Origin of the sequence: Lysobacter defluvii IMMIB APB-9 = DSM 18482, from assembly GCF_000423325.1 — a bacterium.
Taxonomy (GTDB): Bacteria; Pseudomonadota; Gammaproteobacteria; order Xanthomonadales; family Xanthomonadaceae; genus Novilysobacter; species Novilysobacter defluvii.
The window spans coordinates 307,833-334,232 of record NZ_AUHT01000006.1; the positions used below are offsets into that span (position 1 = coordinate 307,833).

Annotated in this window: 22 protein-coding genes and 1 pseudogene; 21 read left to right on the forward strand and 2 right to left on the reverse strand. The window is 66.9% G+C overall.

The genetic code is table 11. The features are described from left to right. Nucleotides 1-271: 271 nt before the first annotated feature. On the reverse strand, nucleotides 272-478 hold the full coding sequence (locus tag G545_RS15235) for a DUF4113 domain-containing protein (RefSeq protein WP_081677765.1): 207 nt from the start codon (nucleotides 476-478) through the stop codon (nucleotides 272-274). Between G545_RS15235 and G545_RS13760 the strand changes: the two are divergent. The 13 genes and pseudogenes from G545_RS13760 to tatA all read left to right on the forward strand — a co-directional run. Further along, nucleotides 462-641 (forward strand): annotated as a pseudogene (locus G545_RS13760) (lipid-A-disaccharide synthase N-terminal domain-containing protein); the annotation flags it as partial. The gene G545_RS15235 and the pseudogene G545_RS13760 sit on opposite strands and share 17 nt — an antisense overlap. Before the next feature lie 37 nt (nucleotides 642-678). Continuing rightward, nucleotides 679-1,086, forward strand: coding sequence for a fluoride efflux transporter CrcB (gene crcB / locus G545_RS0105910; protein WP_231553206.1), 408 nt, complete (start codon nucleotides 679-681; stop codon nucleotides 1,084-1,086). A gap of 32 nt (nucleotides 1,087-1,118) precedes the next feature. Next, nucleotides 1,119-3,410, forward strand: a complete 2,292-nt coding sequence (locus G545_RS0105915; protein ID WP_081677749.1) for a heavy metal translocating P-type ATPase — start codon at nucleotides 1,119-1,121, stop codon at nucleotides 3,408-3,410. Between the two features lie 92 nt (nucleotides 3,411-3,502). Beyond that, complete coding sequence (locus G545_RS14975) at nucleotides 3,503-3,871, forward strand: hypothetical protein (protein ID WP_052106457.1); 369 nt, start codon at nucleotides 3,503-3,505, stop codon at nucleotides 3,869-3,871. A 118-nt stretch (nucleotides 3,872-3,989) separates the two neighbouring features. Next, a complete protein-coding gene (locus G545_RS0105925) occupies nucleotides 3,990-4,415 on the forward strand; it encodes a CopL family metal-binding regulatory protein (protein ID WP_027069581.1) in 426 nt (141 codons plus the stop codon). A 100-nt stretch (nucleotides 4,416-4,515) separates the two neighbouring features. Further along, complete coding sequence (locus tag G545_RS0105930; RefSeq protein WP_027069582.1) at nucleotides 4,516-6,357, forward strand: copper resistance system multicopper oxidase; 1,842 nt, start codon at nucleotides 4,516-4,518, stop codon at nucleotides 6,355-6,357. 5 nt (nucleotides 6,358-6,362) lie between these two features. Further along, nucleotides 6,363-7,520, forward strand: a complete 1,158-nt coding sequence (locus G545_RS0105935) for a copper resistance protein B (RefSeq protein WP_027069583.1) — start codon at nucleotides 6,363-6,365, stop codon at nucleotides 7,518-7,520. A 23-nt stretch (nucleotides 7,521-7,543) separates the two neighbouring features. Next, entirely contained in the window at nucleotides 7,544-8,059 is a 516-nt protein-coding gene (locus tag G545_RS0105940) for a YybH family protein (protein WP_052106458.1), read from the forward strand. A 13-nt stretch (nucleotides 8,060-8,072) separates the two neighbouring features. After that, nucleotides 8,073-8,609: a DUF411 domain-containing protein gene (locus G545_RS0105945; RefSeq protein ID WP_231553137.1), complete on the forward strand. Its 537-nt coding sequence runs from the start codon at nucleotides 8,073-8,075 to the stop codon at nucleotides 8,607-8,609. A gap of 104 nt (nucleotides 8,610-8,713) precedes the next feature. Further along, nucleotides 8,714-9,028: a four-helix bundle copper-binding protein gene (locus G545_RS0105950; protein WP_231553138.1), complete on the forward strand. Its 315-nt coding sequence runs from the start codon at nucleotides 8,714-8,716 to the stop codon at nucleotides 9,026-9,028. A gap of 92 nt (nucleotides 9,029-9,120) precedes the next feature. Continuing rightward, nucleotides 9,121-9,504 carry a copper homeostasis periplasmic binding protein CopC gene (copC, locus tag G545_RS0105955; protein ID WP_027069587.1) on the forward strand — a complete coding sequence of 128 codons (384 nt, stop codon included), beginning with the start codon at nucleotides 9,121-9,123 and terminating at the stop codon, nucleotides 9,502-9,504. Nucleotides 9,505-9,513: 9 nt separating this feature from the next. Further along, the gene (copD, locus tag G545_RS0105960; protein WP_027069588.1) at nucleotides 9,514-10,443 is read left to right on the forward strand and encodes a copper homeostasis membrane protein CopD; all 930 of its coding nucleotides are present in this window, start codon (nucleotides 9,514-9,516) and stop codon (nucleotides 10,441-10,443) included. A 105-nt stretch (nucleotides 10,444-10,548) separates the two neighbouring features. Next, entirely contained in the window at nucleotides 10,549-10,776 is a 228-nt protein-coding gene (tatA, locus tag G545_RS0105965; protein ID WP_027069589.1) for a Sec-independent protein translocase subunit TatA, read from the forward strand. A 37-nt stretch (nucleotides 10,777-10,813) separates the two neighbouring features. On the opposite strand, the gene G545_RS15935 is transcribed toward tatA, so the two are convergent. Next, nucleotides 10,814-11,812 carry a DUF305 domain-containing protein gene (locus tag G545_RS15935; protein ID WP_231553139.1) on the reverse strand — a complete coding sequence of 333 codons (999 nt, stop codon included), beginning with the start codon at nucleotides 11,810-11,812 and terminating at the stop codon, nucleotides 10,814-10,816. 182 nt (nucleotides 11,813-11,994) lie between these two features. On the opposite strand from G545_RS15935, the gene G545_RS0105975 reads away from it, so the two are divergent. From G545_RS0105975 to G545_RS0106010, 8 genes are all read left to right on the forward strand, one after another. Next, nucleotides 11,995-13,317 (forward strand): TolC family protein, encoded by a 1,323-nt coding sequence (locus tag G545_RS0105975; protein WP_081677750.1) that lies wholly within the window; start codon nucleotides 11,995-11,997, stop codon nucleotides 13,315-13,317. Beyond that, nucleotides 13,314-14,693: an efflux RND transporter periplasmic adaptor subunit gene (locus G545_RS0105980; RefSeq protein WP_027069592.1), complete on the forward strand. Its 1,380-nt coding sequence runs from the start codon at nucleotides 13,314-13,316 to the stop codon at nucleotides 14,691-14,693. The genes G545_RS0105975 and G545_RS0105980 overlap by 4 nt, the downstream gene beginning before the upstream one ends. A gap of 1 nt (nucleotide 14,694) precedes the next feature. After that, nucleotides 14,695-17,862: an efflux RND transporter permease subunit gene (locus tag G545_RS13775; protein WP_052106459.1), complete on the forward strand. Its 3,168-nt coding sequence runs from the start codon at nucleotides 14,695-14,697 to the stop codon at nucleotides 17,860-17,862. Continuing rightward, nucleotides 17,859-19,244: an MBL fold metallo-hydrolase RNA specificity domain-containing protein gene (locus tag G545_RS0105990; protein WP_027069593.1), complete on the forward strand. Its 1,386-nt coding sequence runs from the start codon at nucleotides 17,859-17,861 to the stop codon at nucleotides 19,242-19,244. The genes G545_RS13775 and G545_RS0105990 overlap by 4 nt, the downstream gene beginning before the upstream one ends. Further along, nucleotides 19,241-20,758, forward strand: coding sequence for a thymidine phosphorylase family protein (locus tag G545_RS13780; RefSeq protein WP_036135614.1), 1,518 nt, complete (start codon nucleotides 19,241-19,243; stop codon nucleotides 20,756-20,758). The genes G545_RS0105990 and G545_RS13780 overlap by 4 nt, the downstream gene beginning before the upstream one ends. Further along, nucleotides 20,755-21,669, forward strand: a complete 915-nt coding sequence (locus G545_RS0106000) for a ribose-phosphate diphosphokinase (protein ID WP_027069594.1) — start codon at nucleotides 20,755-20,757, stop codon at nucleotides 21,667-21,669. The genes G545_RS13780 and G545_RS0106000 overlap by 4 nt, the downstream gene beginning before the upstream one ends. Beyond that, nucleotides 21,666-24,131, forward strand: coding sequence for a phosphoketolase family protein (locus G545_RS0106005; protein WP_231553140.1), 2,466 nt, complete (start codon nucleotides 21,666-21,668; stop codon nucleotides 24,129-24,131). The genes G545_RS0106000 and G545_RS0106005 overlap by 4 nt, the downstream gene beginning before the upstream one ends. Before the next feature lie 194 nt (nucleotides 24,132-24,325). Then, nucleotides 24,326-26,398, forward strand: coding sequence for a heavy metal translocating P-type ATPase (locus G545_RS0106010; protein WP_231553141.1), 2,073 nt, complete (start codon nucleotides 24,326-24,328; stop codon nucleotides 26,396-26,398). Nucleotides 26,399-26,400 lie beyond the last annotated feature (2 nt).

The window sequence follows — 26,400 nt, forward strand, 5'->3', positions numbered from 1 at the left end:
TGACACCGTCAGGGGTTTTTTCTTGGGCGCCGCCCGGCGGGAGGGCGCCTTCGCCCGCTACACTCCACACCGCGCCCGGATGGCGGAACTGGTAGACGCAACGGACTTAAAATCCCTCAAAGTTGCGTGCCGTTCGGCCTGTAAGTGGTTTATAGGCAAGGGGATGCCCCGAGGCGGTCTTCTGTGCGCCATGGCTTCTTTGCCGTTTGTTTGCCGTTTCGCGAGAGGTTGAGAAGAGGGTCCAACCCAGTCGGCCTCGATGTGCGTGTGCCTATCTCACCTTGAGCAGCTGGTCCCAGTGTGTGGTGTAGGCCGGCGACAGGTGCTCTCGGCGCATCGAGCACCGCGTCGGCCTTGGCCGGTGCGCCGACGCAAATCCCACCGTCCCCCGGCCGAAGCACCGATTGGCTTGGTCAAGCGCCACCATGGGCTTTTCGGATCGCGGATCCACGTCCGCGAACAGGTCGGCTTGGTACATGAGCCTGCTGGGCAGCGGGATGACGCTGTCCTACTTCATCTTCTCGCACAACCAGGATTCGGTCGTGGTCATCCAGAACCTGTTCCCGGCCTTCACCGCCGCCTACAGCCTGCAGCTGGATATCCGGCATCGTCGCAGGGTGGAGAACCGCGTTCCGGAGTAGTCGTACCGGACACTTGCCGCCGAGTTCGCGATGTATCGTGATCGCATTGCTCGTGCGGGAGATACTCTTGCTGCCATCCTTCATTGCCGTGGGGGTGGGCGCTGCACTCGGCGCGTGGATCCGCTGGGGCCTGAGCGCCTGGCTCAATCCGCTCAACGCGCAGCTGCCGCTTGGCACCCTGGGTTCAAACCTGATCGGCGGCTACGGCGTCGGCGTTGCAGTCGGGTGGCTTGCCATGCACCCGGAGGTGCCGCCGGAATGGCGGCTGTTCGCGATTACTGGGCTGCTCGGCGGGCTGACGACCTTCTCTACTTTTTCGGCCGAAGTCGTCCAGCTGCTGGGGCGGCAACAGTTCACATGGGCCCTGGCGACGGTTGCCGCGCATACGCTCGGGTCGTTCATCATGACCGCGGCGGGGTTGATGACCGTCCAAGCAATGCGATAGCAGGCGTGGTCTTTCCAACTTGGAGGTAGTGCATGGCTGTCCCGGCAACCGATCCGGTCTGTGGAATGAACGTCGACCCCGAGCAGACGCCGCATCACGCGGACCATCAGGGGACCACCTACCACTTCTGCTCGGCGCGTTGCCGCGAGAAGTTCATTGCAGACCCCGAAAGGCACTTGTCGCCCGCTCCGGCAGCGCGGTCGGCGCCCGCGCCGGCGGGTGCCATCTATATCTGCCCGATGCATCCGGAGGTACGCCAGGACCACCCGGGCAATTGCCCCATCTGCGGTATGGCCCTGGAACCGGAGATGCCGGGCCTCGACGACGAGGAGAACCCGGAGCTCGTGGATTTCTCCCGCCGGTTCTGGTGGACGCTGCCGCTGACCATCGTGGTCGTGGTGCTGGCCATGTTCGGCCAGTACTTCCAGGCCTGGCTGTCGGTCGACGCGCAAACCTGGACGGAGCTGGTACTGACCACCCCGGTTGTGTTGTGGGCGGCTTGGCCGTTCTTCGTGCGTTGCGTGCAGTCGATCCGCAACCGCAGCCCCAACATGTGGACGCTGATCGGAATCGGCGTTGCCGCCGCCTACCTCTACAGCGTGGTGGCCACCGTCGCGCCGGGCCTGTTCCCGGCGTCGTTCCATGAGGACGGGCGGGTCGGCGTGTACTTCGAGGCGGCGGCGGTAATCGTGTCGCTCACCCTTTTGGGCCAGTTGCTGGAGCTGCGCGCACGCTCGAAGACCTCCGCTGCCATCAAGGCACTGCTGGGCCTGGCACCGAAGACCGCGCGCCGGCTGCGCGATGACGGCACCGAAGAAGACATCGAGCTGAGCCATGTCCACGTGGGGGACCGGCTGCGGGTGCGACCGGGCGAGAAGGTGCCGGTCGACGGCACGGTGTTGGAGGGGCGCTCCAATCTCGACGAGTCCATGCTGACCGGCGAACCCGTCCCGGTGGAGAAATCAGCCGGTGACACGGTGATCGGCGCGACCCTCAACGGCAACGGCAGCCTGGTGATCCGTGCCGAAAAGATCGGATCAGCGACCGTGCTCGCACAGATCGTCCAGATGGTGGCCCAAGCGCAGCGCTCGCGCGCGCCCATGCAGCGGATGGCGGACAAAGCGGCGTACTGGTTCGTGCTCGCGGTGCTTGCGGTGGCCGTGATCACCCTGTTCGTCTGGGGCCTGTTCGGGCCGGAGCCCTCCTGGACGTTCGCGGTGCTCAACGCCGTGTCGGTGCTGATCATCGCCTGCCCCTGCGCCCTGGGGCTGGCCACGCCCATGTCGATCATGGTGGCCACCGGGCGAGGTGCGCAGGCAGGCGTGCTCTTCAGGGATGCCGAGGCCATCGAGAATTTCCGCCGCATCGACACGCTGATCGTCGACAAGACGGGGACGTTGACCGAGGGCCGCCCGGCGTTCCGCACCGCGGCCGGCCTGGCCGGCTTTGACGAGACGGAAGTGCTGCGGCTCGCCGCGAGCCTCGACCAGGGCAGCGAGCATCCCCTGGCGGACGCCATCGTTGCCGAGGCGCGCCGGCGCGAGCTCGATCTGGAGAAGCCAGAGCATTTCGAGTCCTCAACCGGCATCGGGGTCCGCGGCACGGTCGGCGGCCGGACCCTGGCACTGGGCAACACCGAGCTGATGATCGAGGAAGGCGTGGACGCCTCGCCGCTACGCGAGCAGGCCGAGAGCCTGCGCCAGGAAGGTGCCAGCGTGATGTTCCTGGCGGTGGACGACAGCCTGGCCGGCCTGGTTGCGGTGGCCGATCCGATCAAGGCTTCAACCCCGGCCGCGATCCGTGCGCTGCACGAGGCGGGGCTGCGCATCGTCATGGCCACGGGGGACGGGGTCACCACCGCACACGCCGTGGCCCGCGAGCTGGGCATCGACGAGGTCCACGGCGAGGTGCGTCCCAAGGACAAGGTCGACCTGGTTCAGCGCCTCAGGGCCGAGGGCCGCAAGGTGGCCATGGCCGGCGATGGCATCAATGATGCCCCGGCCTTGGCCGGTGCGGACATCGGAATCGCAATGGGCACCGGCACGGACGTGGCGATGTCGAGCGCCCAGGTGACGCTGGTGAAGGGCGACCTGGGCGGGATCGCGCGTGCCCGCCAACTGTCGCAGGCGACGGTGGGCAACATGAAGCAGAACCTGACCTTCGCCTTCCTCTACAACGGACTGGGCGTGCCGGTGGCCGCCGGCGTGTTGTACCCGCTGACGGGGCTGCTGTTGAGCCCGATGATCGCCGCGTTGGCAATGAGCCTCAGCTCGGTCTCGGTCGTGTTCAATGCCCTGCGGCTGGGGAATGCCCGGATCGAGTGAGTAGGGCACGACGCTTTCGTTGATCCAGATCAATCCCTGCGACCCGGATGCCGCCTAGCATCCGGGTCAACGGATTCAAAGGAGCTTCGGAGATGGTCATGAAGGTTGCAGGTCGGGCACGCTACCGCATGGCGCTTGGTGCGGGTCTGCTGGTGTTGACCGTCGCAGGCGCTGCGAACGCTGCACAGCCGTCGCTTTACCACCGCGTGCTGATGCGGGGACAGGTCGTCGAGCAGATCGCCGACAGGACCCTCATCTGCATCGGCAATGAAGGTGCAGCGCAGGTAGGAGACGAGCTGACAATCCTCCGACACAAGCGCGTTCCACTCAACTCGCGCGGGGGCAAGCGCCGGGCCAGGCAGGTGGCCACCGCACGGGTAGCGGAGTTGAGCGACTCACACTACGCGCGCGTGGAGATCATCCAGGGCGCAGCGAGGGTCGGGGATCGCATACGCCTTTGAGCTTTGGTTTTTTGGACCTTTGATTGCGCGGATCCCGGAACTTTCTTCAGCGATTCGATGAGGGACCTCCTACACAGCACGTTCACCTGCAGGGTCGTCACGCGGATATACTCGCGGCATGTCCGTCCGCGCCGTCCTGCTGCGGTTGTTCCTGATCGTCGTCCTGGTGGTCGACGGCATGGGCGTGGCCGCGGCGGCTGCCTGGCATATGGGGCATGTCGTTGATGCGGCGGGTGTTGCCGCCCAGTCCGTCGCGCCAAGCACCAGTGCCACGTCCCACGAGACGTGCCACGAATCGACTGCGGCGGCAGCGTCAGGGGAGCAGGGCGGTCCCGCAGATGTTGTTCCAGACGGAGAGTTGCAGTCGTCCGAGGAGTGCTGTGACCCGGCAGGCTGCGGTGCCTGCGTGCACCCTTGCCCCGCGCTGGTGCATGTCATCGCCTTCAATCCGGCCTGGGCCACGCATAGCCAGAATGTCCGGGCGCTGACCTCGGCACATGCGCCGCCCCCTCTTCTTCACCTGATCCGACCTCCGATCGCCTAAGCATCGTCGCGCCCCATGGCGCCGTGAGCCCCTGCCGCGCGTTCAGCGGCAGACGGCATTTGCTCGTTCCACGAGCATCCCGATGCTTCCCGGAGTTTCCATGTTATCCGATTACTTCCGCTCGCCCGGTGGTGGGCTGGCCGCGCCATCGCGCCGGCGCTTCGTACAGGGCCTGGCCGCCGGCGGCGCGGTCGCTGCGCTGGGGCTGTGGCCCCGTTCAAGTTGGGCTGTCAGCACCCAAGGGGTTCCCAACGTACTGTCCGGCACCGAGTTCGACCTGACCATCGGCGAGACGCCGATGAACTTCACCGGCGCCACGCGGCCAGCGATCACGGTCAACGGGTCTATTCCGGCGCCTTTGCTGCGCTGGCGAGAAGGCACCACCGTCAACCTGCGGGTCCGCAATGCCCTGCCACCCGGCTCGATCCATGGCCACCAGGCATCGATCCACTGGCACGGCATCCTGTTGCCGGCCAACATGGATGGTGTCCCGGGCCTGAGCTTCGATGGCATCAATCGCGGTGAGACGTACCAGTACCGTTTCAACGTCGTGCAGGGCGGTACGTACTGGTACCACAGCCATTCGGGTTTCCAGGAGCAGGCCGGCCTCTATGGGCCGCTGGTGATCGATCCGATCGAACCGGAGCCGTTCGCGTACGACCGCGACTATGTGGTCATGCTGACGGACTGGACCGACCTCGATCCGCGCCAGCTGTTCGCCCGGCTCAAGAAGCGGTCGGATTTCGACAACTTCGCCAAACAGACGGTCGGCGACTTCTTCGACGACGTGAAGCAGCACGGCTTGGCCGCCACGATCGAAGACCGCAAGATGTGGGGCCAGATGCGGATGACGCCGACCGACCTGTCGGACGTCAACGGCAACACCTACACCTACCTCATGAACGGCACGACCTCGCTCGGCAACTGGACCGGGCTGTTCCGGTCGGGCGAGAAGGTCCGCCTCCGCTTCATCAACGGCTCCGCGATGACGTACTTCGACGTGCGGATCCCGGGCCTGAAGATGACCGTGGTCGCAGCCGATGGACAGTACGTGCATCCGGTTTCGGTCGACGAGCTCCGCATCGCCACCGCCGAGACCTTCGACGTCATCGTCGAACCCACCGGGCAGGATGCGTTCACCATTTTCGCCCAGGACAGCGGCCGTACCGGCTACGTCAGCGGCACGCTCGCCGTCCGGGAAGGCTTGCGGGCGCCGGTGCCCGAGGTCGACCCCAAGCCCCTGCTCACCATGGACGACATGGGCCACGGCGGGATGGGCGGCGGTGGTCATGACATGTCTGCGATGTCACACGGTTCGATGGCCGGCATGGATCACAGCGGCCACGACATGTCGTCGATGGCCGGAGGTGCGACCGCCGGTGCGAGCATGGCCGGCATGGACCACGGCGCCGGCGGGATGCAGGAACACCCTGCCACCGAAACCGGCAATCCCCTGGTCGACATGCAGACGATGGCGCCCACGCCCAGGCTGGATGACCCCGGCATCGGGCTGCGCGACAACGGCCGCCGCGTGCTGACCTACGCCGACCTGCGCAGCACGTTCCGCGACCCGGACGGACGCGCGCCGGGCCGCACGGTCGAGCTGCACCTGACCGGCCACATGGAGCGTTTCGCCTGGTCGTTCGACGGGGTGAAGTTCGCCGACGCGGAGCCCCTGCGCCTCAACTACGGCGAGCGCATGCGGATCGTGCTGGTCAACGACACGATGATGTCGCACCCGATCCACCTCCACGGCATGTGGAGCGACCTCGAAGATGAATCCGGCAACTTCATGGTGCGCAAGCACACCATCGACATGCCGCCCGGCACCACCCGCAGCTACCGGGTGCGCGCCGATGCGATCGGCCGCTGGGCGTACCACTGCCACCTGCTCTACCACATGGAAGCGGGCATGTTCCGCGAAGTGCGGGTGGAGGAGTGAACGCCATGACGCTTTCCCGCCGCCATCCCTTGGCCATCGGCTTGGCATCCGCACTGACGCTCGCAGCCGGGCTCGCGCCGGCGTGGGCGCAGGAGACGGACCACACCTCACACCACCCGGAAGCGAAGCCAGCTGCGAAACCGGCGTCGGCCAAGCCTGTCGACCCACATGCCGGCCACCAGCCGACTCCGACAGACACGAGTTCCGATGATCACGGGGCCATGGACCACGGGAACACGGACCACTCCCGGGACCACTCGGGGATGGACCACTCCGGGATGGACCACTCCGGGATGGACCACTCCGGGATGGACCACTCCGGGATGGACCACTCCGGGATGGATCACTCCCGGGACCACTCGGGAATGGACCACTCCGCCATGGACCATGGCTCCATGGGCCATGAGCCTGCTGCCAGCCAGGATCTTCCGGCCACGGCCGAGCCGCGCGAGCCTATTCCCGTTATCACCCCGGCCGATCGAGCCGGCGCGTTCCAGGACCTCGACGAGCACGTGATCCACGGCGAATCGATCAACTCCTACTGGGCGCTGGACCGGCTTGAGGCGTGGGACGCGGATGAGGACGGCACCGGCATGGCCTGGGAAGCGCAAGGCTGGATCGGTACCGACCTGGACCGGCTCTGGCTGCGCAGCGAGGGCGAGCGTGCGGGCGGATCCACCGAGTCGGCGGACGTGGAAGTCCTGTACGGCCGGGCCGTCGCCCGGTGGTGGGACGCAGTCGCCGGCGTCCGCCATGACTTCGGCTTTGGCGGCGGTCCGTCGCGCACCTATGCCGCGCTTGGCGTCATCGGTCTTGCCCCGTACTGGTTCGAGGTCGAGGCAACCGCCTACGTGGGCGACTCGGGCCAAGTCGGGATCGGCGCGGAAGCCGAGTACGAGATGCTGTTCACCAACCGGCTGATCGGCCAATGGCTGGTCGAGGGCGAAGCCTGGAGCAAGGACGATCCTGCGGTCGGAATTGGCAGCGGGCTGAGCACGGTCGAAGCCGGTTTCCGGCTGCGCTACGAGTTCCATCGGCAGTTCGCGCCCTATGTCGGCGTGGTCTGGGAGCGCGCCTACGGCGGTACCGCGGATCAGCTTCGTGCACAGGCCAGGGATATCGAGGACACCCGGATCGTCGCGGGCGTCCGGGTGTGGTTCTGACTACTGATCGACGGAGCATACGAATGAAGTACATCGCAACAGGCCTGGTGCTGTGCCTCGGCGTGGGCACCACCGCGTTGGTTTCCGCCCAGCCACAACAGTCGTCCGAGGCACGCGCGCACCACGCATCAAATGAGTCGCTCCAGCTGGACATACCACAGGAGGCGGTTGCAGCGGTGGACGTGGTCGAGCGCTTCAATGCCGCACTCGGATCGGGCGATTTGGAAACCGTGGAGAAGCTCCTGGCGCCCGACGTGCTCGTTTTGGAATCCGGCGGCGCGGAGCGCAGTCGGGAGGAATACCTGGGTCACCACGCCGCGAGCGACGCCGAGTTTCTCAAGGGTGCACACCGCCAGTTGCTGCGGCAGCGTGCACGTGTCTCGGGCGGGCTCGCCTGGGTCGGCAGTGAAAGCGAGTTGCACACCCAGGCCGATGACAAGCCGCTGACGTTGTTGAGCACCGAAACGATGGTGCTGCGGAAGACGGCGGAAGGCTGGCGCATCGCCCACATCCACTGGTCCTCCCGGACCAAGCGTTGAGAACGGAGGAAACATGAAGCTGCGATTTGCTGCCCGAAGCGTCGGGTTTGCCCTTGCCATAGCGGCCCTTGCGGCATGCGCGCAAGAAACGGTTCCACACCAGGTCGCCGCCACGCCGGAAGCCGGCGTCGCAGCCGCACAGGACGTCGACCAGGCCCCCGCCGACGCAGACGGTCTGCCTGTGATGATGGTGCACAGGAGCCCCAGCTGCGGATGCTGCGGCGCCTGGGTGGATCACGTGCGCGAAGCCGGGTTTCCAGTGGAGGTCCATGAAATGGACGATCTCGGAGAGGTAAAGGAGCGGTTGGGCATCCCGTACGGCAAGGGCTCGTGCCACACCGCCGAGGTGGGGGGCTACGCGATTGAAGGCCACGTGCCGGCCTCCGACATCAAGCGCCTGCTGGAAGAGAAGCCGGACGCACTGGGCCTGGTGCTCCCCGGCATGCCGATGGGCTCGCCCGGCATGGAAATGCCCGACGGCCGCAGCCGGCCCTTCACCGTCGAACTTGTGAAGCGTGACGGCACTACCGAGCCGTTTGCCAGCCACTGACCGTGTTCCACAGGGGGCGGTGTTGCGGACACGCCGAATTCTTGTCCGTCAGCGAGAAGGAGATCCACATGACTCACCATTCCTCAGCCCACAGGTCCCAGGAGATGAACGAGTGCATCGACAACTGCACGCAGTGCCACGCCATCTGCCTGGAAACAATCAATTACTGCCTGTCCAAGGGTGGCGCACACGCGGCGCCTGAGCACATCGCATTGCTTGCGACATGTGCTGACATCTGCGCGACCAGCGCCGATGCGATGCTGCGCGGTTCCAGCGCCCACAACGTCGTTTGCGGTGCCTGCGCGGAGATCTGCCGCCAGTGCGCCGAAGCATGCGAGGCGATGAACGACCCCGAGATGGCGCGCTGCGCCGAGGTTTGTCGCCGCTGTGCCGACAGCTGTAGCGCCATGGCGGCCTGATCCGCCGCGGGGATCCCGCCGGAAGCGGCGGGATCCCCAATTTGCTCCAGAAACTATTTAACCCTTCCTTGTTCCCGACGAGAAATCTCCAGATGAAGTCGTCAAAGTTCTTTCTTTCCTCCGTGCTGTTCCTGGTACTCGCCGCAGGTCAGCTTTCGCTGCAGGTCGCGCAGGCCCACGCGGCGCTGCAACAGTCAACGCCGGCAGCGGACGCAGTGGTGTCTGGCCCGCAGGAAATTGATCTTGTGTTCAACGAGAAATTGTTGCCGCGCGCCTCGCGCGTTGAGATCCTGATGATGCACGGCAGTTCCACGATGCCCATCGAGAACTTCAATACCGAGATCATCAATGACGGCAAAACCCTGCGTGCCAAGCTATCCCAACCGCTGACTGCCGGTGAGTATCGCGTGGATTACCGGGCGGTCGGGAGCGACAACCATCCGATGACGGGCAGCTTCAGCTTCACTGTCCGCTAGAGCATCGGCATGTTCGACGTGTCGGTTTATATGCTGAGGTTCCTGGAATACCTCGCTTTAATGGTCCTGTTCGGTATTCCGCTGTTTGGATGGTACGGCTCGGGTCGGCCGGCCCTGCGCGAAGGATTGGCGGGGCGGGCCGTGGTCGGCACGCTGTTGGCGAGTGCCGCGATAGCGATCGTGCTGACAGGTGTCGACGTCATCTTCAAGACCGCGGGCATCATGGGCATGGCGATCGACGAGGTTGATCGCGCCTCGCTTGGCTGGTATCTGCTCGAAACCTCGTCAGGCCGGGCGGCAATGGCGAGGAGTGTGCTCCTGACCGTGCTGATGTTTGTCCTGTGGTGGCACCGTCGCCGCGGAAACAGCCGCGCGTTGTTCCCGGTTACGGTTGCTCTGGCGGCAGGCGCCCTTGCCTCACTGGCGTGGAACGGTCACGCGGCGGCAGGCGAAGGCGCAGCAGGGGTGGTCCGGCTCGTTGCCGGAATCGTCCACCTTCTTGCGGCCGGCGGTTGGATAGCAGCGGTCCTGCTGTTCCTGGTGATGCTGCTGCGCGGTAAAGGCACCAACGAAGGCGAACGGCTCCGCGCGCTACATGACCTGCTGCATGGATTTGCGGCCATTGGGACGGTTTTCGTGGGCGCGCTGGTCGTTTCGGGTATCGCGCACTACGGAGATCTTTCCGCATGGTCACTTTCGGCACTGATCGAGACGGACTACGGGAAGTTGCTGTTGTTCAAGCTGGCCCTGTTTGCTGGAATGCTGGGCCTGGGGGCGCTTCACCGATGGGTGCTGGTGCCCCGCCTTGGACGGGCGCTGAGCAGCGAGGGGCCGCGAGAGGCGGCGCGCGCCCTGCGGCAGAGCGTAGCGGCAGAAACAGCGCTTGCCGTCTTGATCCTGGGTGTTGTTTCGGTGCTCGGGACACTCAGTCCTGCATAGCCGCCGCCCTTGGCATACGGCAGTGAACTGGCGAATGCCGGTCAAGCAGCAGCCGGGCTATCGGCGACGTGCCTGGCGTTCTCAGTCAATCATGGTGGTGATTTCATGGGAAGTTTCAGCATTTGGCACTGGCTGGTCGTGCTTGTGATCGTGACACTGGTGTTCGGCACCAAACGGCTCAAGAATGCCGGCAAAGACGTCGGCGAGGCGATCAAGGGTTTCAAGCAAGGTCTGGCCGATGACGAGGAGTCACCGCCGGCCCGATTGCGCCATGAGAGCCGCGAAATTGGCGCCCGCGACGCGGCACGCAACGACGAAAAGCCACCGCGCTAAGCGTTGCGGGCGTCCGGTTGCTGCGAATGGGGCGGGTTCATAGGCGTTCAAGGATCTGCTTCATCTGCGCGATCTCCTCGCGCTGGGCGATGATGATCTCGTCACAGAGCGCGATCAGCTCGGGATCTGTGAGGGAAGCCTGTTGACACATCAGGATCGCGCCGGAGTGGTGCGGAATCATGGAGGTAATGAAGGCGGAGTCACCGATCGTGGTTTGGGTGCGGATGAGCGCAAAGCTGCCGAAGAAAACCAGGATCGAAGCTGCGACCAGTGCCCTGTTCAGCGCCTTTTTTGGAAACATGTCGCGCATGGCGAAGATCATCAGCACCATCATCGGCGTGACCATCATCAGCGTCATGTAGAACATGTTGAGGTTGTTGTAGAAGCTGCTTGCCTCGTCAATCATCACGAACATCACCAGGTACATGATGATGCCGCTGATCGCGGTCTGGAATGCAAGGCTTGGGTAGGCGCCCTTTTTGGTGTGTCCGTGGTTCCTGTTCATTCTCATAGCCTCCAAGGCAAAGCTGGACGGGCCGGGATCGATGATCCTGGTGCGCAGGCAAGAATGACGCGGTGCTGATTCCCGGCGGGTGAAACCGGCATTGAATGTTTTGTGACGGGGGTTCGACATGAGTGCTGTGCAAGACTTGACCTGGATCAGGTCCACTCGCCGGGTTACGCGTAAACTGGCCCCGATGATTCGACTCCGCCGCCAATCGTTGTGTCTGCGCATCGCCATGCTGACGATGGTGGCGCTGCTGTGGTCGCAGGTGGCAATGGCGGGGCACGTGGAGTGCCTTGGCGTGCTGGCGCAGAGCGTGCCGACACAAGCCGCCACCCTCGAGCATGGCTGCGATGCGGAGATCCCGGCGGCGGGGCAACCATCCTGTGCCGCCCATTGCAGCGCCGGGGAAGAATCGGCCGACAGCGGCCGGATCCCGCCTGTACCGCCAATGTTGGCCAGTGCACTGGCACCGCCAATGGCGTTGCTGGCCAACGGAGTGCCAGCCCAGGCGGCCACGTCGATCGACACGCCACCAACAGCCTCCTGGAACCGTCCAACGGCCCACCCGGCAGCACTCCTCCTGATTTGATGCCCGCCCCGGCACTGCCTGCACCCTGGTGCAGCGCAGTGCGCGTGTGCGCGCCGTGCCCGTCACGGCATGTCCCTGGCCCTTGCGCCGCGTCCCATGACGCCGCCGAAGGATGCTCGACATGGCATTACTACCCACCCCCCGCGAGGCAGGCAGCCCGCGACCCCTCACGGACTCGCGTGCCGGACGGCTTCGCGCGCGATCGATACGGCTGGCAATCGCCGGCACGCTGTGCGCGCTGGCCCTGCCGGTCCTTGCTTCCCCCCCCGTACCGGGCGACACCGTTGAATCGGTACGGACCTGGCTGATTGAACAGAACCCGGAGCTCCGCGCCCTGGAGCTGGAGGCCGAAGCCGCCCGGGCCCGTGTCCTGCCTGCAGGCGCGTTGCCCGACCCATCGGCTTCGATCGCACTCCGTGGCCTCGACCCCGGCAAGCCCTGGAGCACCCCCGACGCAGGGCGCGAAATCGACTATGCGGTGCGCCAGCGCTTTCCTCTGTGGGGTAAGCGTGGATTGGCCCGGACGGCGGCCGGACAACAGGCCGATGCCGCGGGGCTCGATCGCAACGCCGCGGCACGCGAGCTGCTCGCCGATGCCGAAACCGCCTACGTGCGCTACTGGCATGCCGACGTGGCGGTCGACGTACTCGACCGCCGCATCGCATTGCTGCGCCAGATCGAGGAGATGGCCGGCGTGCGCTATGCCCTGGGGCGGGCGGCGCAGCAGGATGCGATCCGGGCCCAGGTGGAGCAGACCAACCTCCAGCGCGAGCGGATCGAGCGGCTGACCGCAAGCCAGGAAGCGACCGCGAGCCTCAATGCGCTCCTTGGGCGACCGGGCGACGCCCCACTTGCGCCTCCGATCGCCCAACCCGCACTGCCGGTTCACAGCCCGCGCCTGGCCGAGGCGCTGGATGCGGTGGACGCGCACCCGGCGGTGCGGTCCGAGTTGGCGCGCGCCGAAGCCGCGCACACAAACGCCGTGCTGCAGCGGCGCAACCGGTTCCCGGACGTGACCGTCGGCATCGGCGCGATGCAGCTGGGCAATGGGCTCGAGAGCACCGAGCTGATGCTGGAGGTCGAGATCCCGTTCCAGCAGCGCGCCCGCCGCGAGCGCGAACGCGAGGCGCGCCTGCTTGAGGAGGCCGCGCTTGCCCGGGCGGACCATGCGCGTCGAACGGTCGAAAGCCGCGGCGCGACGGCGTGGGCCCAGTGGACCCGTGCCCGCGAACGCCGCGAGCTGATCGAAAACACATTGCTGCCGCAGGCGGACGCCACTTTCCAGTCCGCCCTGGCCAGCTACCAGGTCGGCGAGGTCGACTTCGGGACCCTGCTGGAAGCACTCAACGAATGGCAGGGCGCAGACCTCGCACGGGTCGACGCGCTGCGTGACGAACTGCTGGGCGCCGCCGCCGTGCGCGCCATTGAAGGAGACATCCGATGACCCGTGTCCAGACCCTCTCCATCGCGGTCGCCGCGGCCCTTGCCGCCATGGCGCTCGGCTGGACGATCGGCCGCACGACCGGCGACAACGCTGCCGACCCGTCCACCACCGCCGCGGCCCCGGCCGAGCGGGAGGTCCTGTACTACCGCAACCCGATGGGCCTGCCGGACACCTCGCCGGTGCCAAAGAAGGACTCGATGGGCATGGACTACGTGCCCGTCTATGCCGGCGACGCACCGCCTTCGGCCCCGGGTACGGTGGTGATGCCGCCCGACAAGGTGCAGGCGCTGGGTGTCCGCACCGTGGAGGTCAAGCGCGGGGCGCTGGCGAGCACCATGCGCACCAGCGGCACGGTCGAGGTAGACGAAACCCGGCAATACGCGATCGCTCCGCGTTTCGAGGGCTGGGTGGAGCGTCTGTATGCCAACCAGACCGGCATGAAGGTCCGCAAGGGACAGCCCCTGCTGTCGGTCTACAGTCCGCAGCTGGCGGCGGCGCAGCAGGAATACCGGCTGGCCGATGAGACCGCTCGCCGGCTGAGCGAATCCGATCCCGCGGGCGCGGCGTCGATGGCCCGGTTGCGCGATGCCGCACGCACCCGCCTGCGCAACTGGGAAGTCAGCGACTCCCAACTCCGCAACAACGGCCTGGTCCTCACGGCGCCGGCGGATGCGGTAGTGATCGAGAAGCCGGTGGTCCAGGGTGCCCGTTTCGAACCTGGCGAAACCATCCTGCGTCTGGCAGACCTGTCCACGGTGTGGGTCATTGCCAAGGTACCGGCCGCGCAAGCGGCAGGAATCATGGTCGGCCAACCGGCCCGCTTTGAAACCGTGGCACTGCCGGGCCAGGCGACGGAAGGCGAAGTCACCTTCGTGCAGCCGGTGGTGGATGCACAGACGCGCACGGTCGATGTCCGCATCGCGCTGCCAAATCCCGGCGGCGAGCTGCGGCCCGGGCTCTACGGGACGGTGCTGCTCGAGGAGCCGGGGGACGGACCGGTCCTGACCATCCCGCGCTCGGCCGTGCTCGACAGCGGCACGCGCCAGGCGGTGCTGGTCGAGACCGGCCCCGGCCGCTTCGCACCGCGCGAGGTCAGCCTGGGCCGACGCGGCGGCGACCGCATCGAGGTGCTGGATGGACTCGCCGAAGGGGAGCAGGTGGTGGTTTCCGCCAACTTCCTGATCGACGCCGAAAGCAATCTGCAATCCGCGTTCGAGGGTCTGGCGGGCCATGCAGATCACGGGACGCCCCCGGGCGCCGCCGAGGATCCGCGCGTAGGGCAGGGCGATGATCCATCCGATCCGCATGCCGGCCACGCCATGCCGGCCGAGTCCGGGATGACTCCGCCGTCCTCCACCGGCCATGAGGGGCACTGACATGCTCGCCCGCCTCATCGAATGGTCGGTCCGCAACGTCTTCCTGGTGCTGGTGATGACGCTGGCCGTGGTCGCCGGCGGCGTCTACGCACTGATGCAGACGCCGCTGGACGCGCAGCCGGACCTGTCGGATGTCCAGGTGATCGTGTTCACCGAGTACCCGGGGCAGGCGCCCCAGGTGGTCGAGGACCAGGTGACCTACCCACTGACCAGTGCGCTGTTGTCGGTTCCCAAATCGAAGGATGTCCGTGGCTTCTCGTTCTTCGGCGCCTCCTTCATCTACGTCATTTTCGAGGAAGGCACCGACCTGTACTGGGCTCGCTCACGGGTGCTGGAAAACCTCAACGTCGCCACCAAGAACCTGCCAGCGGGAGTAGCGCCGGCGCTGGGGCCCGACGCCTCGGGCGTGGGCTGGGTCTACCAGTACGTGCTCCAGAGCGATGAGCATTCGCTGGACGAACTACGTGCGATGCAGGACTGGTACCTGCGCTACCAGCTGACCACCGCGCCCGGCGTGGCCGAGGTCGCCAGCGTCGGCGGCTTCGTGCGGCAGTACTCGGTGACCGTGGATCCGGTGCGCCTGCGCGAGTTCGATATCCCGATCTCGCGGGTGTCGGAGGTGATCGCCGACAGCAACCGCGATGTCGGCGGCCGGGTGATCGAGATGGCCGAGACCGAGTACATGGTCCGCGGGCGCGGCTACCTGCGCGGGATCGAAGACATCGAAAGCCTGGTGCTGCGGGCCGAAGGCGGGGCGCCGGTGTTGATCGGCGACGTCGCCCGGGTGGAACTGGTGCCCGACGAACGCCGCGGCATCGCCGATCTGGACGGGGAGGGTGACGTCGTCGCCGGGATCGTCATTTCGCGCTTCGGCGAGAACGCGCTGGCCGTGATCGGCGGGGTGAAGGACAAGATCGACGAGCTTGCCCGGGGCCTGCCCGAGGGCGTCAGCGTCCAGGCGGTCTACGACCGGTCCGATCTCATCGTGCGCGCCATCAAGACCCTGCGCACGACCTTGCTCGAGGAGAGCCTGATCGTCGCGCTGGTGTGCCTGCTGTTCCTGTTCCATGCGCGCAGCGCGCTGGTCGCGATCGTCATGCTGCCGGTGGGCGTGCTGATCGCGGTCATCGCGATGCGTGCGCTGGGCATGAACTCCAACATCATGAGCCTGGGCGGGATCGCGATCTCGATCGGCGTGATGGTCGACGCGGCGATCGTGATGATCGAGAACGCGCACAAGCACATCGAGCGCTCCGACGGCTCCCGGAGCCGGGCCCAACTGATCATCGATGCCTGCCGCGAGGTCGGGCCGGCGCTGTTCTTCAGCCTGATGATCATCACCGTCTCGTTCCTGCCGGTGTTTGCCCTGGAGGCGCAGGAAGGCCGCCTGTTCAAGCCGCTGGCCTTCACCAAGACCTTCGCCATGGCCGGCGGCGCGCTGCTTTCAGTGACCCTGGTGCCAGTGCTGATGCTGCTGTTCGTGCGCGGCAAGATCGTGCCCGAGCAGAAGAACCCGGTGAATCGATTCTTGGTCGCGGCCTATCGCCCGGTGATCAATGTCGTGCTCCGGTACCGTGTGGCCACGATCGCGATCGCGCTGGTCGCCCTGTTCGCCAGCATGTGGCCGGCGTCTCGCCTGGGCAGCGAGTTCATGCCCACGCTCAACGAGGGCACGCTCCTGTACATGCCCACATCGCTTCCGGGCATGTCGGTGACCAAGGCCTCAGAGCTGCTGCAGCAGCAGGACCGGATCATCAAGGGCTTCCCGGAAGTGGAGTCGGTGTTCGGCAAGGCGGGCCGCGCCCTGACCGCCACCGATCCTGCACCTTTGGAGATGTTCGAAACCGTCATCAACCTCAAGCCCGAGGACGAGTGGCGGGACGGCATGACCACCGACAAGTTGATCGCGGAGATGGACGAGGCGCTGACGTTCCCGGGTGTGGCCAACTCCTGGACGATGCCGATCAAGGCCCGCACCGACATGCTGGCCACCGGCATCCGCACGCCGGTGGGCATCAAGGTGTTCGGCACCGACCTGGAGCAACTGGACGCGCTGGCCACCGAGATCGAAGCGGTGGTGCGCGAGGTGCCCGGGACGACCAGTGCGTTCGCCGAGCGCCTGACCGGGGCCTACTACCTCGACATCACCCCGGACCTCGGCCGCCTGGCCCAGTACGGCGTGACCCTGGGCGAGGTGCAGGACGTGGTCGCCGCCGCGCTGGGGGGTGAGGTCGTCACTACCATCCTCCAGGGCCGCGAGCGCTTCAGCGCGGTCGTGCGCTACCCGCGCGAGCTGCGCGACGACCCGCACCGCATCGCGACCCAGGTCCTGGTGCCGGTGCCGGGCGGCGCCCAGGTCCCGCTGGGAGAGCTGGCGAACATCGAGGTAAAGATGGGCGCGCCCAGCATCCGCACCGAGAACGCCATGCTGGCGACCTACATCTACCTCGATACCCGCGAGAGCGACCTCGGCCGCTACGTGGAGGCGGCACAAAGGGCGGTGGCAGAGCACGTGGAGTTCCCACCCGGCTACTACGCGACCTGGAGCGGGCAGTACGAGTACATGCAGCGCGCCGCCGAGAAAATGCGCGTCGTGGTCCCGGTGACGCTGGTACTGATCTTCCTGCTGCTGTACCTCAACTTCCGCCGCGTGACCGAGTCGCTGATCGTGATGTTGTCGGTGCCCTTTGCGCTGGTCGGCGGTATCTGGCTGATGTGGCTGCTGGACTACAACACCAGCGTCGCGGTGGTTGTTGGCTTCATTGCACTTGCGGGCGTGGCTGCGGAGACCGGCGTGGTGATGCTGATCTATCTCGACCACGCGCTCGAGGCGCGTGCCGCCAAACGCGAGGCGGAAGGCCGGCCTCTGGATGCCGGCGACCTGCGCGACGCGATCATCGAAGGCGCAGTCGACCGTGTCCGCCCGAAGATGATGACCGTGGTCGCAATCATGGCCGGGCTTCTGCCGATCATGTGGAGCACCGGCACCGGCTCGGAGGTGATGCGGCGGATCGCCGCACCGATGGTCGGCGGCATGGTTTCATCGACCGTCCTGACCCTGGTGGTGATTCCGGCGCTGTACTCGCTGATCAAGCAGCGGCAGCTGGCTAAGGACGCCCCCGGCACCCGGCACCGCGGCGTAACCGCCAATCCACAGGAGCTCACATGAACAACGACACCCGCCCCACGCTCCAGTTCCTCGGCGCCGCCGGCACAGTCACCGGTTCGCGCTACCTGGTCGAGGCCAACGGCCAGCGCGTGCTCGTCGACTGCGGCCTGTTCCAGGGCTACAAGCAGCTGCGCGAGCGCAACTGGGCGCCGTTCCCGGTCGAGCCCGCGTCCATCGACGCGGTGGTCCTGACCCATGCCCACCTGGACCATTCGGGCTACCTGCCGGCACTGGTCAAGCAAGGGTTCCGCGGACGGGTCCACTGCACCCACGGCAGTGTCGCCCTGTGTGGCCTGCTGCTTCCCGACAGCGGACACCTGCTCGAAGAACAGGCGAAATACGCCGCACGCAAGGGTTATTCGAAGCACAAGGATCCGCGAGCGCTCTATACCGAAGCCGACGCGCGGCGGAGCCTGAAGCAGCTCAAAGGTCATGATTACGGGCGCGACATCGAGGTCGCCCCCGGGGTTACGGCCCGCTTCCATCCGGCCGGCCACATCCTGGGCGCCGCCCACGTCAGCCTGGATGTCCACGGGCAGCGCCTGCACTTCAGCGGCGACCTGGGCCGGCAGCACGAGTCTCTGATGAACCCGCCCACGCCCCTGCCTGCCTGCGACGTGCTCGTCTGCGAGTCCACGTACGGCAATCGCGAACATGTTCCGATCGACCAGGAAGCCGAGCTGGCGCCCATCATCCGTCGCGTTGCCGCCCGCGGGGGCGTAATCGTCATCCCCGCCTTCGCCGTAGGCCGTGCACAAGCACTCATGCTCCATATCGCCCGGCTGAGTGAGCGGGGGGAGATCCCTCGCGTGCCGGTGTACCTCAACAGCCCCATGGCGATCAACGCCACGAAGCACTACCACGCACACCATTCCGAACACCACGTATCCAAAGAGGACTGTGAGCGGATGTTCGAGGTGGCTACCTTCGTCAACACGGTGGAGGAGTCCAAGGCGCTCAATCGCCAGCGGGGACCGATGATCATCATCTCGGCCAGCGGCATGATCACCGGCGGACGCGTGCTGCATCACATCGAGGCGTTCGGAGCCAATGACCGCAATGCGATCCTGCTGGCGGGCTACCAGGCCGGAGGAACACGCGGTGCCGCGCTCGCGGCGGGCAAACGTAGCTTGCGCATGTTCGGCCGCGAGGTGTCCATCCACGCCGAGGTGGTGCAGTTGCAGGGCTTTTCCGGACACGCCGACGCCGGAGAGCTGCTGGACTGGATGGATACCGCGCCGTCCGCGCCGCGCATGGTCTATCTCACCCACGGTGAGCCCGACGCAGCCGACACGCTGCGCGGGCGCGTGCAGCGCGAACTGGGCTGGCGCGCGCGCGTGCCGGAGCACCTGGAACGCGTTGGGCTGGAGGATGCACGATGATCGCGCAGCCCCCGGCACACACCCGCCTGCGCGTCACCCGTGCCGGCATCGACACCTACCAGCAGCCTGTGGTCTACATGCACCGCGACTGCGAAGTCTGCCGGTCGGAAGGCTTTGCCGCGATGACCCGCGTCAGGCTCGTCGTCGGGGCGCGCACGCTGGTGGCGACGCTGAACGTGGTGGTCGACGACCGCATCGGGCTGGATGAGGTGGCGCTGTCGGAAGCCGCGTGGACGCTGCTGGAGCCGGTGCCGGATACCCCGGCCCGGGTCCGGCATGCGGAACCCGCGGCGTCGGCAGGCGCGCTGCGCGCCAAGGTATTCGGGGCGCGATTGGATGACGCGCAGTACCGCGGTCTGGTGCAGGACGTGATGGAAAGCAGGCTGTCGGACCTGGAGCTTGCCGCGTTTGTCACCGCCAGCGCGGGCGATCGCCTGGACCATGCGGAGACGACCGGGCTGACGCGGGCCATGATCGCCGTCGGCGAGCGCCTGGACTGGGGCGAGGGGCCCGTGCTGGACAAACACTGCGTCGGTGGCCTGCCAGGCAATCGCACCACGCCGATCGTGGTGGCCATCGTGGCTGCGCTGGGCTACCGCATTCCGAAGACCTCTTCGCGCGCGATCACCTCGCCCGCGGGCACCGCCGACACCATGGAGGTCATGACGCCGGTGGCGCTCGACCTGGCGGCGATGCGACGGGTGGTGGAGCGCGAGGGCGGCTGCATCGTCTGGGGCGGCAACGTGCGGTTGAGCCCGGCGGACGACATCCTGATCCGTGTCCAGCGGCCCCTTGACTTCGACAGCGACGGTCAACTGGTCGCCAGCGTGCTGTCGAAGAAGATCGCCGCCGGCTCGACCCACGTGCTGATCGACATGCCGGTGGGCCCGACCGCCAAGGTGCGCAGCGACGCCGCGGCTGACAGCCTCGGCTCGCGGCTTGCACACACCGCCGGCGCGCTTGGGTTGCAGCTGGGCCTGCATCGCTCCGACGGCAGCCAACCGGTGGGTCGGGGAATCGGGCCGGCGCTCGAGGCGCACGATGTGCTCAAGGTGCTGCGCAACGCCGCCGATGCACCGGCCGACCTTCGTCAGCGTGCACTCGCGCTGTCCGCGGCATTGCTGGACATGGCACCGGACGGCAGCGCCGGCACTGGACTGGAGCGCGCGCGCAACGTGCTGGATTCCGGGGCCGCACTGGCCAAGTTCCTGGCGATCTGCGAGGCCCAGGGAGGCTTTCGCGAACCGCCGCGCGCGGCATTCACCGCCGACGTTACGGCCACAGCATCGGGCCGCATCGCCGGGATCGACAACCGCGGGCTGGCCAGGCTGGCCAAGCTGGCCGGCGCACCGACATCCCCTGCCGCCGGCCTGGAAACCGGCTTGCGGGTCGGCGACACCGTGGAGCGCGGACAGCCCTTGCTGACCCTGCATGCACAGTCCCCGGGTGAGCTGGACTATGCCCTGGAGCACGCCGCCCCCTTGCAACCCTTTGTCCTGGGAGACGTCGCATGAATCGTGTGCTGATGCCCTTCCCGGCCGACGCAACTTTGGCCGGCACCATGAGCCAGCCCCTGCAGGCGCGGATCGCCCCCGTGGCCTGGCGGCATTTCCCCGATGGCGAGTCGCTGGTCACCCTGGACGACAGCTTGTCCGGCGCCGATGTAGCGATCCTGGCCAGCCTGCGAAATGCCGATGCCCTTGCCCTTCCGCTGCGGTTTGCCGCGCGGACGGCGCGCGAATTCGGTGCGCGATCGGTCGGCCTTGTCGCACCCTACCTGGGGTATATGCGCCAGGACACCCGCTTCCACGCCGGTGAGGCGATCAGCACGCCGCTGTTCGCGCAGTTCCTGGAGGAGTCATTCGACTGGCTGGTGACCGTGGACCCGCACCTGCACCGCGTCGAGCGCCTGCAGTCGCTATATGGGATCCCGACCGCCCACGTCTCGGCGACACCGGCAGTGGCCCGCTGGATCGCGGAGACCGTCCCCGACGCAGTGCTGATCGGACCCGACAGCGAGAGCGAGCAATGGGTGGCCGGCATCGCCGCCCGATCCGGCTTGCCCTACCAGGTGCTGTCCAAGGAGCGCCACGGCGACTACGACGTGCGCGTGAGCCTGCCCGACCCGCAGGCCGTGGCCGGCCGGACCCCGGTCCTGATCGACGACATCGTGTCGTCCGGCCACACCATCCTGGAAACCCTCGTGCACCTGCGCCGGCTGTCGCTGCCGTCGCCGCTGCTGGTCGCCATCCATCCGGTGTTCGCCGGCGATGCCCACGCCCGCCTGCAGGAGGCGGGCCTGGCCCGGATCGTCAGCACGGACACCATTGCCCACCCGTCGAACGCAATTGCGCTGGGTGCGGACCTCGCCGCCGCGGCATCAAGCCTGATGACCGTTTCGACCGATTCCCCGGAGGACCCATGAACCTGCATCTGAACTGCTGCACTGCCGACCAGCTGTCGGCTGCCGAGCGCCAGCGGGTCTCCGGGCTGGCCACCGCCCACCGGGATGCCGACCCGGCTTTCGCGCGTTGGGCTGCCGGCTACGGCGTGATCCGGCATGACCCGCTCACCCAGCTGCGGGTGCGCCAGATGGTGGACGAACTGGTCGCGCTGGGCCGCACGCCCGATGCCGCCACCGCCTGGCAGCGGCTTGCCGCGGCCGACCGTGTCACCAGCGCCGGCATGTGGCTGGTGGCGCACATGACCTACAGCCAACGGGTCCGCAGCGACGGTGCGGCGTTGGAGGCCGGTGATTTCAAGGCCACGCCCGAAGGCCATACCGGCGGGTCCCTCAACATGGTGCCGGCCTATGCCGGCTACCTGCTGATGGACGCCCTGGATGGCGTCACCCGCGCCTGGATGATGGGCCAGGGGCATTGCGTGGCCGCCATCGACGCGCTCAACCTGCTTGTCGGCAACATGACCGACCGGCACGCCGAACGCTATGACCGGTCCGACGCCGGGCTGAGCCGGTTCGTCGGCGACTTCTACGCCTACACAATCAATCCCGACGGGACGCCGGCCTCGCCCCTGGGCTCCCACGTCAATGCGCACACGGCAGGCGGCGTGATGGAAGGCGGCTATCTCGGCTTCGCTGAGCTGCAGTACGTGCACGCGCCGCTGAAGGACGAGCGCCTGGTCGCCTTCCTCAGCGACGGTGCCTTCGAGGAACAGCGCGGCAGCGACTGGGCGCCGCGCTGGTGGCGTGCGGAGGACAGCGGTTTGGTCAGCCCGATCATCATCCTCAACGGGCGGCGCATCGAGCAGCGCAGCCAGATCACCCAGCAGGGCGGCGAGCGCTGGCTCGACCGGCACCTGCGCTTGAACGGCTTTGATCCGATCGCGCTGGACGGGCGTGATCCGGCCAGCATCGCGTGGGGCATCCACGTGATGGAGTCTCGCCTGAAGGCGGGCACCGCCGTCCCCGATGCCGACGTGCGGTTGCCCTACGGCATCGCCGAAACCGTGAAGGGCTTCGGCTTCCCCGGCGCCGGGACCAACGCCTCGCACAACCTGCCGCTGCCCGGGAACCCGGCGAAGGATGCGGAGGCGCGCGCGCTCTTCAATGAAGGCGCCGCAGCGCTGTTCGTGGCTTTCCCCGAGCTGGAAGAAGCCATCGCCGCGCTCAACAGCCACGATGATCAGCAGCGGTTGCGCGAGCGCGACCACGCGCTGGCCGATCGCCAGGTTGACCCGCCTTGGGTGCCCGCGATCGCCGACCGCGTCGCCGGCGGCGAGAGCTCGCCGATGACCGCGCTCGACGAGCAGTTCGTCGCGATCGCCGAGGCGAACCCGGGGCTGCGGGTGCGCGTGGGCAATCCCGACGAGCTGCGCAGCAACAAGCTTGACCGCACCTTGGACGCGATGAAGCACCGGGTGCACGAACCCGAGCCCGGGGTCGCCGAGTCGACGACTGGGGCGGTCATCACCGCACTCAACGAGGAAGCCGTGGTCTGCGCCGCGCTCGGCAACAAGGGCGGGCTGAACCTGGTGGTCACCTACGAGGCGTTCGCACCGAAAATGCTCGGCGCCGTGCGCCAGGAGCTGATCTTCGCGCGCCACCAGGCCTTGGCTGGACACCCGCCAGGTTGGTTAGGCGTCCCGCTGGTCCTCACCTCGCATACCTGGGAAAACGCGAAGAACGAGCAGTCACACCAGGATCCGACCATGGCCGAGGCACTGCTCGGCGAGATGGCCGACATCTCGCGTGTGGTGTTCCCCCCGGACGCCAACGGCACCGCGGCTGCCCTGGGCCATGCCTACGCGCAGCGCGGCACAATCACCACCCTGGTGGTCCCGAAGCGGCCTGTGCCCCATGAGCTGACGCCACAGCAGGCCCAGGCGCTGGCCGTGAACGGGGCGACGTGCGTGGCCGGCGATCCGGCGGCGGCGGTGATCCTGCTGGTCACCACCGGCGCATACCAACTGCAGGAAGTGCGCCGCGCGCAGGCGCGTCTTGTCGACCGTGGTGTAGCGGCCGCAATCGTCTACCTCGGCGAGCCCGGCCGGTTCCGCACGCCGCGTGATCCGGACGAGGCGCGTTACGTGCACCCCGACAGCACGGTCCACGCACTGTTCCCGGTCGACCGGCCGCGCGTATTTGTCACCCACACCCGGCCCGAGCCGTTCCTGGGCGCGCTGCGCCGGCTTGACACTGGCCCGGCCACCACCGCGGCGCTGGGCTTCATCAACCGCGGCGGCACACTGGACGTGCCGGGCCTGCTGTTCGCCAATCGCAGCACCTGGGCTCACGTCGTCGACGCGGCTGCGGGCGTCCTCGGCGAGTCCCGCGGCAACCTGCTGTCTGAAGCGGAGCTGGCGGCAGTGGATGGTCGCGGCGATCCGGTCACCATCCTGCGTTCGGAAGCGGGGAACGCGTCGTGAGCCGGCCTGCTAGGGCCTCGCGCTGCTGGCGGACACGATGCGGGGCGGAGGCCAGATCGCCTGGGCCCGATTGAAGCTCTGGGGCGCCGTGCTGCTCCTGTGCCGGCGCGGGCCCGAACGACTGCCCTTTACAGACGACAGATCGATCTCCCCGCTGATGCCCAGTGCATCAGTGCATCCAGGAAGGCAGACCCATGACGCAACGCAATCATCATCAAGAACATCAGGCGCATGGTGAGCAGCCGCAGCATTCCCGCAAGGGTGCTGATGGCAACGTCCATGCCGGTCACGACAAGCACGCTGGCCACAGCGTGGCGAGCTTCCGCGACAAGTTCTGGCTCACGCTGCTGCTGGCAATCCCCACCGTGGTCTGGAGTGGGATGGTCCAGCACTGGTTCGGTTACACCGCACCACAGTTTCCGGGATCGGCGTACGTCCCGGCGGTATTCGGCACGATCGTGTACTTCTACGGCGGCTGGCCGTTCCTCCGCGGCGGATACCACGAGCTGCGAAACCGCCTGCCCGGCATGATGACGCTGATCTCGCTTGCGATCACCGTTGCCTTCCTTTACAGCGCCCTGGTCACGCTCGGTGTTGTCGAGGGATTGGACCTGTGGTGGGAGCTGGCGACGCTGGTAGCGATCATGTTGCTCGGCCACTGGATCGAGATGCGTTCGATCAACCAGGCACAAGGCGCGCTCAAGGAGCTCGCGAAGCTGCTGCCTGATATGGCAGTGCGGTTGGATGAGGCCGGTACCACGAAGGAAATCCCTGTCGCAGAACTGAAGCGCGGTGACCTGCTGCTCATCAGGCCCGGCGCAAGCATTCCCGCCGACGGCGTAGTGAAGGAGGGGACCACCGCCGTCAACGAAGCGATGATCACCGGTGAGTCCAAGCCGATGGACAAGTCAGCGGGCGACCGGGTGATCGCCGGCACCGTAAACGGACAAGGCTCGCTTCGTGTCGAGGTAACCGGAACCGGCGACGAGACCGCACTTGCGGGAATCATGCGGCTCGTCGAGCAGGCCCAATCGTCGCGCTCTCGCGCCCAGGCCTTGGCGGACCGGGCGGCGTTCTACCTCACGATCATCGCCATCGTCTCCGCCGCCATCACCGCCATCGTCTGGCCACTCCTCGGTCGACCGTGGAGCTTCACGATCGAGCGCGTAGTGACCGTGCTCGTGATCGCTTGTCCCCATGCGCTCGGTCTGGCCATCCCGCTGGTGACTGCGATCTCGACCACGATTGGCGCACGGAACGGCCTGCTTGTGCGCGATCGACGCGGTCTGGAAGAGGCTCGTCTCCTGGACACGGTCGTGTTCGACAAGACAGGCACGCTCACGCTCGGTTCGCACCGCGTCGTGAAGACCACCGCCGCCGATGGATTCACCGACGACGAGGTGCTTCGCGTCGCCGCGTCCGTCCAGCGCGACGCTGAACATCCGATCGCGCAGGCGCTGATGACCAGCGCAGAGGAACATGGCATCGACGTTCCGGTGTCGCAGGATTTCGAGTCCATGCCAGGGCGCGGCGTACGCGCGGTCGTCGAGGAGCGCTCACTCCACGTTGGCGGGCCAGCGCTCTTGAGAATGCTCGCCGTGGAACCGCCGGAGGCGCTTCGCCGGGCCGCCGAGTCGGCAGCAGCCGACGGTCAGTCGGCCAGCTATCTGGTGGAGGGTGACCGGGTGCTCGCCGTGTTCGCGATTGCTGACGCCATCCGTCCAGAATCGTTCGATGCGGTCAAGCGTCTGCACGACAACGGACTGGAGGTTGTGCTGTTGACTGGCGATTCCAAGGCGGTCGGCAATGCGGTCGGGAAGGAACTCAATATCGACACGGTGTTCGCCGAGGTCTTGCCCGAGGACAAGGTGGCAAAGGTCGAGGAACTGCAAGCGCTGGGTAAGCGCGTTGCGATGGTTGGCGACGGCGTCAATGACGCCCCGGCGCTGCTCACGGCCGACGTCGGCATCGCCATCGGCACAGGGACGGACGTCGCGGTCGAGGCCGGCGACGTCGTACTCGTGCGCAGCGACCCGCGCGACGTGCCGGCGATCATTGGATTGAGCAAGGCGACCTATCGCAAGATGATCCAGAACCTGTGGTGGGCCGCCGGCTACAACATCGTCGCTATCCCTCTGGCCGCAGGCGTTCTCGCCGCATGGGGGATCCTGCTGCAACCTGCGCTCGGGGCGGTGCTCATGTCGCTGAGCACCATCGTTGTGGCAATCAACGCGCAGCTGTTGCGCCGAGCGGTACGGTCCCCATGAAC

What these genes read in the sequence shown, in the direction of transcription:
- G545_RS15235 (WP_081677765.1), bottom strand. Translation starts at nt 478, where the DNA reads ATGTACCAAGCCGACCTGTTCGCGGACGTGGATCCGCGATCCGAAAAG.
- G545_RS0105915 (WP_081677749.1), top strand. Translation starts at nt 1,119, where the DNA reads ATGGCTGTCCCGGCAACCGATCCGGTCTGTGGAATGAACGTCGACCCC.
- G545_RS14975 (WP_052106457.1), top strand. Translation starts at nt 3,503, where the DNA reads ATGGTCATGAAGGTTGCAGGTCGGGCACGCTACCGCATGGCGCTTGGT.
- G545_RS0105925 (WP_027069581.1), top strand. Translation starts at nt 3,990, where the DNA reads ATGTCCGTCCGCGCCGTCCTGCTGCGGTTGTTCCTGATCGTCGTCCTG.
- G545_RS0105930 (WP_027069582.1), top strand. Translation starts at nt 4,516, where the DNA reads ATGTTATCCGATTACTTCCGCTCGCCCGGTGGTGGGCTGGCCGCGCCA.
- G545_RS0105935 (WP_027069583.1), top strand. Translation starts at nt 6,363, where the DNA reads ATGACGCTTTCCCGCCGCCATCCCTTGGCCATCGGCTTGGCATCCGCA.
- G545_RS0105940 (WP_052106458.1), top strand. Translation starts at nt 7,544, where the DNA reads ATGAAGTACATCGCAACAGGCCTGGTGCTGTGCCTCGGCGTGGGCACC.
- G545_RS0105945 (WP_231553137.1), top strand. Translation starts at nt 8,073, where the DNA reads ATGAAGCTGCGATTTGCTGCCCGAAGCGTCGGGTTTGCCCTTGCCATA.
- G545_RS0105950 (WP_231553138.1), top strand. Translation starts at nt 8,714, where the DNA reads ATGAACGAGTGCATCGACAACTGCACGCAGTGCCACGCCATCTGCCTG.
- copC (WP_027069587.1), top strand. Translation starts at nt 9,121, where the DNA reads ATGAAGTCGTCAAAGTTCTTTCTTTCCTCCGTGCTGTTCCTGGTACTC.
- copD (WP_027069588.1), top strand. Translation starts at nt 9,514, where the DNA reads ATGTTCGACGTGTCGGTTTATATGCTGAGGTTCCTGGAATACCTCGCT.
- tatA (WP_027069589.1), top strand. Translation starts at nt 10,549, where the DNA reads ATGGGAAGTTTCAGCATTTGGCACTGGCTGGTCGTGCTTGTGATCGTG.
- G545_RS0105975 (WP_081677750.1), top strand. Translation starts at nt 11,995, where the DNA reads ATGGCATTACTACCCACCCCCCGCGAGGCAGGCAGCCCGCGACCCCTC.
- G545_RS0105980 (WP_027069592.1), top strand. Translation starts at nt 13,314, where the DNA reads ATGACCCGTGTCCAGACCCTCTCCATCGCGGTCGCCGCGGCCCTTGCC.
- G545_RS13775 (WP_052106459.1), top strand. Translation starts at nt 14,695, where the DNA reads ATGCTCGCCCGCCTCATCGAATGGTCGGTCCGCAACGTCTTCCTGGTG.
- G545_RS0105990 (WP_027069593.1), top strand. Translation starts at nt 17,859, where the DNA reads ATGAACAACGACACCCGCCCCACGCTCCAGTTCCTCGGCGCCGCCGGC.
- G545_RS13780 (WP_036135614.1), top strand. Translation starts at nt 19,241, where the DNA reads ATGATCGCGCAGCCCCCGGCACACACCCGCCTGCGCGTCACCCGTGCC.
- G545_RS0106000 (WP_027069594.1), top strand. Translation starts at nt 20,755, where the DNA reads ATGAATCGTGTGCTGATGCCCTTCCCGGCCGACGCAACTTTGGCCGGC.
- G545_RS0106005 (WP_231553140.1), top strand. Translation starts at nt 21,666, where the DNA reads ATGAACCTGCATCTGAACTGCTGCACTGCCGACCAGCTGTCGGCTGCC.
- G545_RS0106010 (WP_231553141.1), top strand. Translation starts at nt 24,326, where the DNA reads ATGACGCAACGCAATCATCATCAAGAACATCAGGCGCATGGTGAGCAG.